10 protein-coding genes are annotated in these 12,729 nt (G+C 39.9%); 6 read left to right on the top strand and 4 right to left on the bottom strand.

All coding sequences use genetic code 11. From position 1 onward, the window contains the following. The first annotated feature begins 286 nt into the window (after positions 1-286). Positions 287-2,587, top strand: a complete 2,301-nt coding sequence (locus V7K62_RS17490) for a hypothetical protein (protein ID WP_334866115.1) — start codon at positions 287-289, stop codon at positions 2,585-2,587. Positions 2,588-2,738: 151 nt separating this feature from the next. Beyond that, positions 2,739-3,590, top strand: coding sequence for an Rpn family recombination-promoting nuclease/putative transposase (locus V7K62_RS17485; RefSeq protein ID WP_334866113.1), 852 nt, complete (start codon positions 2,739-2,741; stop codon positions 3,588-3,590). On the opposite strand, the gene V7K62_RS17480 is transcribed toward V7K62_RS17485, so the two are convergent. Beyond that, positions 3,587-4,465: an aspartoacylase gene (locus V7K62_RS17480; RefSeq protein WP_334866111.1), complete on the bottom strand. Its 879-nt coding sequence runs from the start codon at positions 4,463-4,465 to the stop codon at positions 3,587-3,589. The genes V7K62_RS17485 and V7K62_RS17480 overlap by 4 nt on opposite strands. Positions 4,466-4,663: 198 nt before the next feature. On the opposite strand from V7K62_RS17480, the gene V7K62_RS17475 reads away from it, so the two are divergent. The 3 genes from V7K62_RS17475 (at position 4,664) to V7K62_RS17465 (ending at position 6,796) form a co-directional block, all read left to right on the top strand. Then, complete coding sequence (locus V7K62_RS17475; protein ID WP_334866109.1) at positions 4,664-5,857, top strand: AGE family epimerase/isomerase; 1,194 nt, start codon at positions 4,664-4,666, stop codon at positions 5,855-5,857. Between the two features lie 37 nt (positions 5,858-5,894). Then, positions 5,895-6,233: a ribonuclease toxin immunity protein CdiI gene (gene cdiI, locus V7K62_RS17470; protein WP_334866107.1), complete on the top strand. Its 339-nt coding sequence runs from the start codon at positions 5,895-5,897 to the stop codon at positions 6,231-6,233. Positions 6,234-6,313: 80 nt separating this feature from the next. Then, positions 6,314-6,796 carry a cupin domain-containing protein gene (locus V7K62_RS17465; RefSeq protein ID WP_334866105.1) on the top strand — a complete coding sequence of 161 codons (483 nt, stop codon included), beginning with the start codon at positions 6,314-6,316 and terminating at the stop codon, positions 6,794-6,796. 363 nt (positions 6,797-7,159) lie between these two features. Here V7K62_RS17465 and V7K62_RS17460 read toward each other — a convergent pair whose 3' ends face one another. From V7K62_RS17460 to V7K62_RS17450, 3 genes are all read right to left on the bottom strand, one after another. Then, positions 7,160-8,488, bottom strand: a complete 1,329-nt coding sequence (locus V7K62_RS17460; RefSeq protein WP_334866103.1) for an ATP-binding protein — start codon at positions 8,486-8,488, stop codon at positions 7,160-7,162. 97 nt (positions 8,489-8,585) lie between these two features. After that, the gene (locus tag V7K62_RS17455) at positions 8,586-9,923 is read right to left on the bottom strand and encodes a tellurite resistance TerB C-terminal domain-containing protein (protein WP_334866101.1); all 1,338 of its coding nucleotides are present in this window, start codon (positions 9,921-9,923) and stop codon (positions 8,586-8,588) included. 146 nt (positions 9,924-10,069) lie between these two features. Then, a complete protein-coding gene (locus tag V7K62_RS17450) occupies positions 10,070-11,443 on the bottom strand; it encodes an ATP-binding protein (protein WP_334866099.1) in 1,374 nt (457 codons plus the stop codon). Between the two features lie 87 nt (positions 11,444-11,530). Here V7K62_RS17450 and V7K62_RS17445 point away from each other — a divergent pair, with 87 nt between their 5' ends. Next, the gene (locus tag V7K62_RS17445; RefSeq protein ID WP_334866097.1) at positions 11,531-11,851 is read left to right on the top strand and encodes a TMEM14 family protein; all 321 of its coding nucleotides are present in this window, start codon (positions 11,531-11,533) and stop codon (positions 11,849-11,851) included. The last annotated feature ends 878 nt before the right edge of the window (positions 11,852-12,729 follow it).

Here is a 12,729-nt window from a genome sequence, read left to right as displayed (position 1 = left end):
AAATCAATAAGTACCAAAGGAATGTGTCTTAATTTTGACTAGATTTTCTGGAAGGCTAGTAACTATTCATACATTGAATAATATTTTTTTAAATATTAGCTAACTATGTTCTTTTGATAAAGTTTATGTAAATAGTATTTTTTTAATCTTGTTCCTTTGTTATTTGTATACCATTAAATTTAATCCTTACACAAAACTTGTATTTTACCCAGTTAAAAATAGTTATATTTTTTGCGGATTTTATAAAAAATGATTGTATATAAATAATTAAAAGCTTAAAAAATATATGAGAAATAAATTACTGACGCAGTTAGGAAAACTCCGTCATCAGCTCAATCAGCACATCAATAAATTATCTCAGCCTAGATATTTACAAAGAAGTAAAACTTTCAACTTTTTACTCAGTCTGACTGTTGGAGTCATTGTTACTAGCATTGGAATTACAACAGACTGGGCAACAACACAAACACCCACGCTTACATCCAAAACATCGTCGATAAGTAATTCTATTGGCAGTGCAAATCTGCTGGTACAAAAAAATACTGAAACATCTACGCTTACCTACAAAACATCGTGGATAGGTAATACTATTGGCAGTGGAAAGCTGCCAGTACAAAACAATATTGAGGCAATGTATGTTGCCCCTGATGGCACAGTTTATACCAATAGCCATTGGGATGAGGCGGGAATAGAGGCTGGAATATATCAGGATGGCAAAGTTATTAGTGCCCTTGGAGATACTCACGGCTGGAGTCGTGGCGGTGGCAAAGCTGTAACAGCAAATAGTAAATATGTTTACATTGCCATGACTCAGGGTTCGAGGGGCAAAACAAAAGAAGATTACCCACCGGAAGGAACAACTTGGCACTGCGTTAGACGCTATGACTTATCGGGAAAACCTGCACCGTTTCCGAATGGGCGTGGCTGGGATAAAAGTATGTTGATTGCCAGTACTAAAAGTGAAATCACTGGATTAGCAACTGTAGAAAGCGAGTTCTATGTGAGTGATTCTGCTACTAACCACATTCGTGTCTATAATACTGATACGATGAAGGAACTCCGCAGCTTTACCGTTGCTAATCCGGGAGCAATAACTATTGATCCACAAAAAAATCTCTGGATTATTCAAAGTAAAAATGGTGGTAATCCTGCCAAGATTTTACATTATTCCCAGAGTGGAAAGCAATTGCCCCAACAGATTGCAGATATCGTTGAACCAACAGCGATCGCAATTGATCATCAAGGTAAGCTATTAGTGGCAGAAAATGGCCCACGTCAGCAAATGTTGATTTATGACATCAAAGATCAGCCGGTGCAGGTAGGTAGTTTTGGCCGCAAGGGCGGTATCTATGCAGGAGTTCCTGGTGAAGTTCGAGATTTGAAACTTTACGGACTTACCGGAGTTGGTACAGATGCTTCAGGTAATATCTATATAAATAGTAATGGTTTCAACAAATCAGGAACAGATTTGCGGAAATTTTCGCCATCGGGAAAACTGCTGTGGCGATCGCTAGGATTGATATTCGTCGATAATGCAGATGCCGATCCTAAAACTGATGGTGTAGATTTATTCACCAAACAAGAACACTATCTGATGGATTACAGTAAGTCTGCTGGTAAGCAATGGACTTACAAAGGCTACACTTTAAATGCTTTCAAATATCCTCAAGATCCACGTTTGCATACATCCCCAGATGGAACCTTTGTTCGCCGCATCCAAGGGAAGCCGTTTTTGTTCCTCACAGATATGTATAGCAGCTTTCTGCAAATATACCGTTTCAATCCAGCCACAGATGGCCAAGTTGCCATCCCCGCCGGAATGTTTGTCGGTACTAATGGCGATAAAAAATCAATAGCGGGAAATTGGCCACCGCATCAACCAGAACAAGCGGAATGGATCTGGCGCGATCGCAACGGTAATGGCACATTTGAAAAGAACGAATATGATTGCAGTAAAGATTATCCCTATCTCGGCGGCTGGTGGGTAGACAGCAAAGGAGATGTTTGGAAAGCTTTGCGAACCCAAGATGGTACTGCTATCCGACACTATCCTTTACAGGGAATAGATGGCAAAGGCAACCCCATCTACAGCTATAGTTCGATGGAAAAGCAAACGACTCCCAAAATATTTAACGACTTGCGGCGGCTCGAATATTTCCCCCAAACAGATACCATGTATTTGTCAGGCTTCACAGTCGATCACCCTGCCTTCGGCGACGATACAGGAGTTGCTGGATCTGAGATTGCCCGTTTTGACAATTGGAGTCAAGGTAATCGTACTCCCAAGTGGCGGGTTGTGATTCCCTATGACAGCACCGGCAAACGTGAAGTCTCTACAGCTGCGATAAGTGTGGCAAAAGATTATGTATTCGCCGTGACAGTTAAAACCGCAGAGGTAAATGTCTACAATGCAAAGACGGGAGTGAAAGTACAACAGTTAAAACCAGGACCAGAAGTTGGAAGCGAAAGTGGCTGGATTGATATACCTTATGGTATCCGCGCTTTTCGACGTTCAAATGGTGAGTATCTGGTATTTGTGGAAGAAAATTGGAAAGGAAAAGTGATTGTGTATCGGCTGGCAAGTTGAGTATTTACAGCAATTACTAAGCAAGCCGCAGATCCCCGACTTCTTTGAGAAGTCGGGGATCTTGTTTCTGCGCCTTTGATTCAGGATTGCTATATGTAGAAGAATATGTGATTAAATGTATCGCATATTTAAGAAATAAATAAAATGCTCCATGCGTCGAGACTCAATTTTTTACAAACTGTTTCAACAATCCCCCACTCTTTTGTTTGAACTCTTGACAAATCCGCCGACAAATGCAGATGCTTATCGATTTGATTCGGTAGCTGTCAAGGAACCCAAATTTGAAATTGACGGGGTATTTTTACCACCAGAAAGCGAGACTCCTGGAGTTGTATATTTCTGTGAGGTACAGTTTCAGAAGGATGAACAGCTTTATGAAAGAGTATTTGCTGAATCTTCACTATATTTCTACCGCAACCGCGCCAGATTTAACGACTGGCAAGCAGTTATAATTTATCCATCTCGCAATACCGAACAAAGTAACATTTACCCTCATCGGGGATTTCTCAATAGTAACCAAGTGCATCGGATATATTTGGATGAATTGGGGGATATTCGCCAATTACCTTTATGGGTAGCACTGATGGTACTAACTACGGTAGAGTCAGAACAAGCACCTGAAGAAGCAAGGTATTTGTTAACAAGAACTCGGCAAGAAGTATCATTAGCAGAGCGTCGCGTCATAATAGAGATACTGACGACGATAATGATGTACAGATTTGAACAATTGAGCCAAGCGGAGGTAGAGTCTATGCTAGGAATAACACTACAGCAAACGCGAGTTTACCGAGAAATCAAGGCAGAAGGACGAGAAGAAGGACGAGAAGTGATGGCTAATGCTATTTCCCGACTATTGACTAAGCGGCTTGGAGAATTGTCTGAGGAAATGCGCTCCTCAATTTCTGGTTTATCTTTGTCTGTTCTCGCAGATTTGAGCGATGCGCTGCTTGATTTTACTACCTTGACTGATTTGCAATCTTGGTTACAAGGGCGAATAAATTAAACTACCTCTTGGTGCTTTTGAGTTAAATACATCGCAATTCCTTTCTCGTAGTAAGCTGCTTCATTAATAAAAATAGGATAAACAGTAGACGCTCCCTCATAGAAAATATCTTTTCCTTCAAAAGTCAGAAACATTGGATCACCGGGATTCAGAGGTTGATAATCTCTAAACTGAAGCTGGGGATGAATCATGGCTTGAATCTCCCCGCTATCGCTTCTAGGATAATCGATAGTCCCAATGTATTGATAGAGTGTAAGCGTGCTGTTTATCTGCGGAATATTACCTTGGTTGCACCCTTCAAAATAATCTAAAACTGCATAAATAAGCTGCTCTGTTTCCTGAAATAATTCGGCGTTTAAAACATTCTGAGCCACAGCACCAACTTCTATAACAAAACCCAATTCGCACAGAGAACGGAGAAAACCATTTTCTTTAGATTCCTGATTAACACAGACTTTCACCAAAGGATTAATAGAACTTAAATAAGCACCTAACCGAAGTAATAAAGGATGCATATCACAAAAAATCAGAGTTAACCCCATGTTTGCAGTTGTGCTGTGCAAATCAACAATTACATCGACAAATGGCTGATTTTGCGGTTGCAATATTTGGTGAATTGCTTTTGCCCGCGTATCTTCGTAACTTGAGAGTTGGGGATTTTGTAAGCCTTCATTAGTGAAGCAACGATTTAAATCTTTTTCAATGTATCGTTTGCCTTCTTCAATAGCTTTGAGATTGCCAAGTAATGCCAGAGTTTCAAAACTTGCTCTGTTGATTAAATTAGGAAACTTCTGAAACTTTTTAACTAGATGTACTCCTGTTAACTCATTACCGTGGTTTCCTCCAACGATCGCAACTCGTTCAATCTGACTCATAACAACCTCATATCTAAAAAACTACCCTGCGGTTATTGAGAATGGTGCAAGATACAAGATAGAAGTATACCTGCTGCTGACTAAATCTTGTAAAAGACTGACGCGATGTCTACGACGGGCTACGCCTACGCTCCATGCTCAAGCCAAAATATGATAACTGTTAAGCTGTTGGTTCCAGCACAAAAGGGGAGGAAATTTATGGAGAAGGACTTTCAAGCGATGCCGAAGGCGGGCTACGCCTACGCTGAACTTTACAAAAACGCCCTCCTCAACGATGTACTCCCATTTTGGGAAAAATACTCCCTCGATTGGCAGCAAGGCGGCTATTTCACCTGTCTCGATCGCTACGGCAAAATTTATGATACAGACAAATTCATCTGGCTGCAAAACCGTCAGGTGTGGACTTTTTCCATGCTTTACAACCAGCTAGAAAAACGCGAAAACTGGCTAAAAATTGCTAGCAATGGCGCTAATTTTCTTGCCCAACACGGCAGAGATAGCGATGGTAACTGGTACTTTGCCCTCACCCGTGAAGGTAAACCACTGGTTCAGCCTTACAACATCTTTTCTGATTGTTTTGCGGCGATGGCATTTAGTCAATATGCACTCGCTGGCGGCGAAGAATGGGCAAAAGATGTGGCAATGCAAGCTTATAACAACGTATTACGCCGCAAAGACAACCCAAAGGGCAAATATAATAAAACCTATCCCGGCACACGCCCGATGAAATCATTGGCTGTACCGATGATTTTAGCCAACCTGACTCTAGAAATGGAATGGTTGCTGCCAAAAGAAACACTAGAGAATGTTTTAGCTGAGACAGTCCGCGAAGTGATGACCGATTTTCTCGACCCAGAACGGGGACTAATGTACGAAAACGTTGCCCCTGACGGTTCCCACATAGATTGTTTTGAGGGACGGCTGATTAACCCAGGTCACGGAATCGAAGCTATGTGGTTCATCATGGACATCGCCCGTCGCCAAAACGATACTAAAACTATTAACCAAGCCGTTGATGTGGTGCTAAATATCCTGAATTTTGCTTGGGATAGCGAGTATGGCGGATTGTATTACTTTATGGATGCAGATGGTCATCCCCCACAACAATTGGAATGGGATCAAAAGCTGTGGTGGGTTCACCTAGAGTCTTTGGTTGCATTAGCGATGGGCTATCGCTTGACCGGGCGTGAGATTTGTTGGGACTGGTATCAAAAGATGCACGATTACGCCTGGTCACATTTTGCTGATTCAGAATACGGTGAGTGGTTTGGCTATCTGAATCGGCGTGGAGAAGTATTGTTGAACCTCAAAGGTGGCAAATGGAAAGGATGTTTTCACGTACCGCGTGCATTGTACCTTTGTTGGCAGCAATTTGAGGCGTTAAGTTTGTAGTCAGTTTAATCTTCAGGGAAAACGCATCTTATTTTTTATGCTCAAAGAATTATTTGACGGCGTAGACTATACAACCGATCCACTTTGGATAGTGAAGTATTACTTTAATGCAATAGGGGGTATCTCTTTTCCTTATGCAATCAATACTCTTCCTAAAGGTACTGGTTATGGCAATGAATATAATATGTGTGCATTTCCTTGCGAAGATGAGGATGATATGTTTGATGGAGTTCGCTTTAGCTTTCTTGATGAAGATAAAATAGTTTCTGAAGACATATTCAAAAAATATCTCAAAATAGCGGCTGAAAGCTACATTGAACTTAATCCAGAAAGGGCAGATGAGGTTCAAAATGTACTCAAAAAACTATCTGAATAGCACTAGGAAGTTAAATAATTAGACAAAATAAACACAAAATGATTTGATTGAAGGTATTGCCCAAACAAAAAACTTTTAATATGAGAAAACTGTCTCTGCTTCTCCCCTTAGCTATCCTAGCTTTTAGCAGTGTAGTTGTTAACAGCCAAGAAACGTCCTCACCCAATACTTACACTCAATCTGTTACCCGTGAAGTTTTAGCGAGTGGTTATCCTACTCAAGATAAAAAGCAGATTCTTGAGCTTGTACGCTATACCATCGCAGCAAGAGCAAAACTCCCTACTCATACTCATCCGGGAATGCAGATTGAACGAGTAGAGGCGGGAACTTTAACTTATACTGTTGTGGAAGGAGAAGCTAAAGTAACGAAAGCTAACGGCACAGAATTGATTCTTCAAAAAGGGAAAACTATACAGCTTACAGTGGGAGATTCTTTAGTTGAATCTGCCGGAATGGTTCATTATGGAGAAAACCAAACGAACAAACCGATTATTCTGTTGTCTGCTTCTCTATTTAATGCTAATCAACCAAAAGCTATTTTAACCAATCCTGAAAACAGATAAATTTGATGAAAGATTTCGACTTTTGCCAGATGTTTACTCATTACTATTTGAAATGGCATCATACAGATGAGGATATGAGTCGCCAGAGTTCTCAGCAAAGTACCATCTGCCAGACTTTAATCGTGTTAACCCTCTCAAGTTAAATGTGGAAGAGCTTACCAACTTTGCAAAGTGTTACAGAAAACTGAAGATTTAAATAATATTCTAAAGAAGGTTTTTCAATCTGCTTATAGCGGTTCTCGGTTCAGTGAGGTACAAGAACCCCACCCCCAACCCCCTCCCCGCAAGCGATGAGGGGGCTATGATGTACCTCATCTGGTTAGGAAACGCTATATTATTTTGGCTCAGTGTCTTGATTATTAATCACAAACTAAATTCTGCTGCGCCATCTTCATCCACATCTGCATCCTCACCCATAGCAGTAGGTTTAAATTTAGAGCCATGAATTAATTCAGCAAACGCAATTCCTGGATTTTGGTGAAGAATATTCAGCACACTCATAAAATCTCGCACAATTTCCCCTGGTGTCAGTAATGCTTCTGCACCCAAGCGATTAATAATTTCTCGCACAAACTCCTTCAACTCACGATTTGTCAAAGTCTGTTCATACCCAAAATTGAGTGCATGAATCTCAGCTAAACGTTGCAAAAGCGTCAAAATTTCTGCTTCACTCAACGGATTTAGCCGAATCACTGGCCCCAAATATTCCTGAACATTAGCTTGTGCAACAAAACGACTTTCTTTTGTACGTCTTTGCCAAGCTTGGTCTGCAAAAAGTCCCCGTTTGGGGTCTTCTAAAAATTTGGTTGTTCCACCAACGACAATGCCAAGATGTTCAGCTTTGCACTGCATGGTGTCGTTAAACATTGCGAGGAGTCGGTTATAATTCTTTTCCCGCGTAACCGTAGTAGATATTTGATATAAATGTACGGCCTCATCAAGTATAATTAACAGTCCTTTATAGCCAATTTCAGCGACAAATTTACCAAACAGTTTGATGTAGTCATACCAACTATCATCATCAATAATGACGCGCACTCCTAAAGCTGCTTTCGCCTCAACTTTAGTAGTAAATTCTCCACGCAACCAGCGCATCGCCGCATTTTTTAAATCATCATCATCCAATCGATAGCCACGCCAATAAGCGATAATCACGCTACCAAAATCAAAACCGTGAACTAAGTCTTCAATATGCTGAACTACTTCCCTAATTTTCGATTCAACTTGGTCATCAAAACCATCGTCATTGGGACGCATTTCAGTTTCTTTAACCACTTCTTGTTGAATTTTATTAATCCATCCCTCTAAAATCGAGACTAAAGCACCACCATCAGGACGAGTTTTTGTAGCTAGGTGGCTCATTAATTCTCGATAGGTAGCTACACCTTCATGGTTGCTTCCAGCTAATCGACGTTCCGGGGATAAATCAGCATCAGCTACTACAAAACCTTGCTCCATCGCCCGGTTACGAATTAGTTGCAATAAAAAACTTTTCCCGGAACCGTAGTTACCAATTATAAAGCGAAATGCTGCTACACCTTCTGCAATATCATCGAGATTTTGTAATAGGCTTTTGAGTTCTTTTTCTCGACCTACTGCTATATATTCAACTCCCACTCTTGGTACTACTCCCGCACCAAGTGAATTGATTAAAGCAGTGGAGATTTTTTTCGAGATTTTCAGCTTTGCCATGTATTACACTTTACTTTATTCTAAACGCAGAGGCACGCAGTAAGTAGGTAAAGTACATATTCACTTTACGACTAAATCTTACGACAGCAATAATAGTTTAATTTGACGAAGTATGTCTAGCCATGAGGTCTTCATACATTTCAATCATTTTTTTGATATGGGTTATATGCTCGTGATAAACTTCTGGACTTTCCGAATCTGTATTAATTATTAATTCACCAATAGTATCATTTGCCCGTTCATTTATAGAATCGATTAATAAATTTGGCATAGTAATGTTTGCTTCGGCAATTTTTTTAATCGCACCATTAGGATTATCTTGTTCAACTATAGCTTTTAATACTTGTAACTCATATTCTGGGAGATTTTCTAAAAAATTAGTCCATTCTTCGGGTATATTCTCCGATGTCTCAACTTCCGAAGTGTCTCCGATTGCTGAATTTTCAATTATTTCCGAAAAAGGAAACAATTCACTATCATCTTCTGGAAAATTCTCAGATAAAGGCTGTGGATTGAATGTTTCTACTTGTTGAAGTAATTCCCATACTTGATTTTGCAATGAGTCTCGTTCTTCTTGCAATAATGAAGTTTGCCCTTGCAACTGCTGTAATTCAGCTTGTTGTTCTGCTAGTTGAGTTTGTGAATAATTCAGGATAGCTTGGATATTTTCTCTTTCGGTTTTTGTCGCTACAAGCAATTGATTTTTTTGGGTTGTCTCAACTTCTAGCTCTTGAATTGCAATTCGCAGTTCGTATAGTTTTTCTTCTAATTGGGGTTTGAGTCTGCCTAAAAGAGTTAAATTGCTTTCAACTTCTTGTTTCTCGTGTTGTAGTTCGTAAATTTGACTTTGCAATTGCGTGATTTCAGCGCGAGATACATTACAATTTGACTCTAGACGGCGCTTCTCTGCTGTGAGGATAGAAAAAGCATTGTTCAATTCTGTTTGATTTTTCTGCAAATTATTAATTTCAGTTTGCAGGCTAATAATTTCGGTTTCTAATTGCTTCTTTTGTCCGGCAAATGTTCTTAATTCTCGATGTAGACTATCTCTTTGGCTACGGCTTTCTATGACTTGATTTTGCAGATGTTGTGATTCAGCATACAATAAATTATGATGTTCTTCAATTTGATTGATTTCTCTGACAACACGAGCCTTCAATCCCTCCATATCTTTAATTCGCTTGCGGAGAGAACCTAAAACAAACATTTCATAATTTCGGCGTCGCTTATCTACGAATAATGCTGCTGCATAGATAGTAACGGCAGTAATCATACCTGTGAGAAAGGCTTTATTAAAATCCCAGCTTGGGACAAGGCTCAGACCAAAACTCACACTAAAGGCAACTATCACTAGTATAAATCGATTGCTGATCATTACTGATTGCATATTGCTGGTTTTTAGCGTAGTTAAATTATCAGAATAAGTAGCTCTCATCGTCGTAATTCGTAATTCTTAATAACGCTCGATAGCGTTCGCGCAGCGTCTCGTACAGAAGCGTTAGCGAGTCATCGAGCGTCGGACTCGCTAACGCTGCGCTAACGTAATTCGTAATTAAAATATACATAGGAAAATACTTAATGCTAGGTGTTGGATGTATTGTTATTTGCATGAAAAAGTGTTAAGTCTGCTTTTAAAAAATCAACAAATTGCCGTGCTGTGCGTCCAGAACGACCATTATGGCGAGTTGCCCATTGTAATGCTTGAAATTCTAAATCTTCTTGGGTAATATTAATTTCAGCTTGGGCGGCTAGATGTTGTACAATTTTTAAATAAGTTTTTTGATTAGCTGGTTCAAAGGTCAAGGTTAAACCAAAGCGATCGCTAAACGAAAGCTTCTCCTGCATCGTATCCCAGGCATGAATTTCCTCGTTATCCTTGGGGGTAGGTCTATCCACAAAAAACTCCCGAATCAGGTGGCGGCGATTGGAAGTAGCGTACACAACTACATTTTGAGACCGCGCAGTTAAATTCCCTTCTAAAACTACCTTGAGAGCTTTAAAAGCATCATCATCTTCTTCAAATGAAAGGTCATCGACAAAGATAATAAATTTTTGTGACACACCCCGTAAATGTTCCACAATTTTTGGTAAGTCTTTTAAATCAGATTTTGCCACTTCCAACAAGCGGAGGTTGCGTTGGGCTTTGCCCTTGCCGGAGGCATTGCTATATTCATTCAACAAAGATTTCACCAAAGAAGATTTGCCTGAACCGCGACTACCGTAAAGTAATACATGCAGTGCCATCTCTCCTGATAATAAAAACTCTGTATTTTTCAGCAAAGCATCTTTTTGAGACTCGTAACCGACAAGCGCACTCAGCTTAACCGGGTCAGAATGCCGGATACCGATAAACTGCCCCGCTTGCCACCGGAAAGCGCGATATTGTGCAAATAAACCAGAGCCACATTGTCGATAATAAGCTGCTAACTCTTCTACAGCATCACCCCAATTATCTAACTCTTGTAAATATGTAGGGAACTTTGTCTCTACTCCTAGCAATTCTTGCTCTTTATACCACACTACTGGTGAAATCGGCATATAAGCAACGCCTTGTACCCACTCGCTCAAAGAAGCGCTGCTACATTCATAGAGACTTTGCAATATTTGTAAATCATGCTGAACTGCTGCTACTAAAGCTGGGGACAAATCTTCAAATTCTCGCACTCCAGCCAGCCTTGTAAAAGGATTCTCAGAGAAGAGAATTTGAGTAATTAAATAGTCTTCCCAGTTTTGATTTTTAGCAGCCAAAGCGTGGAAGTAACTGCCGTAGGCTTGGAGACAACCTCTTGCATCGGCTTCAGTGTAACGTATAGCTTGTAACAGTTCTAGAAATGCCATCCCCACTTCGCCTTGGAGAACAGACTGGTACAGTAAAAGTGAGGCTGCTTGGCGCTGGAGATATTGAACCTTTGTATATAAGGAAGTATTTGCCATTGGCATCGCTTGATTATCCATCAATCAACTGTGTGGTATAGCTAAATAGCTATGGTAAATTGTCTGCTGACCCTGGCAGTAAAGTCAAAGTCTACATAGGTTTTAACAATGAATTTAAGTATAGTTGCTGCTTTTGCCTATGGCATATTAGCGATTGTTGGTGGCATTATTGGCTACGTTCAGGCTACAAGTATAGTTTCACTCCTAAGTGGTAGTATTAGCGGTTTATTGCTAGTAATTGCCGCTTTCTTTCAACTCCAAGGGCAAACCTGGGGTTCAATTTTAGCAGTGTTAGTTACTGCCGTTTTAGTAGTCTTCTTTGCATTTCGACTTGCAAAAACACGCAAGTTTATGCCAGCAGGATTAATGACGATTTTGGGTATGCTGGCATTGGCGGTGATGGTAAATCAAATTGTGGCTTTCAGGTAATATCAGTCTCGAAGCAATAACCATCCTCCTGTTTTTTTGATATGGTATGACTCTTTTGCTTTGAATTATACTAGTACATTTATATTACTATGACTTGTTACTCTTGCCTGATTAACTTCCAGCATTCTCAATGAGTTATGGTGATTTTTGTTTAAATAAGCTATGTGGGTAGAGAGTTAAACGTACTTTAACGTGAATTCGACGGACAATATATGAGCCGTCGAATTAGCTGAATCAAAAGACCACTAAAAATTGGCGTTGCTGCTCTGTTTCAACCTTCACAAAAGTACAGTTAGATAAGATGCGCTCATGTAGCCTTTGTTTGCGATCGCCCATAGTCATCTACAATTTGTAGGTGACAAAAATAACGTGATAACAAAGCTTCCAGACATAAATTCGGAAAATTAAATCAAAAAATAATTACGAATTGCCGAAAAACTCCGGTTTTTTTAGCTTTGTGATGATAAATAAAAGTAATAGCGTTGAATGTCATGCTTCGTACCGCGAAGGATTACTGAAATTCTTCGCTGCTTTCAGGATGACTACTGAACATCAAACAACATTCGTGGCCAATCAGTTTTTTGCTAGGGATGCTTCTTTGCCACAAAAAAAGGAGATGCAGCTACATCAAAAAGCTCTACCACAAAACTTACTCTAGATGTATCTAAGTAACTATGCTGATAAAGTGTAAAGATGTGACGGTATCTAGGAGCAAATTTTAAAGGAATTGCCAAGGACTTGGTGCCATTTTGGCAGGTTTTTCTCCCAAATATGGGATATTAGTAGATTGTACAAATCTTTATTGTTATTCACATCTGCCTTTTTGCACTAGTTACTATCTACTGAAAACTGTTAATACCAAGCAAATTTGACACAGA

This window comes from Nostoc sp., assembly GCF_036917935.1.
Taxonomy (GTDB): domain Bacteria; phylum Cyanobacteriota; class Cyanobacteriia; order Cyanobacteriales; family Nostocaceae; genus Nostoc.
This window is presented reverse-complemented; position numbering and strand designations above follow the sequence as displayed.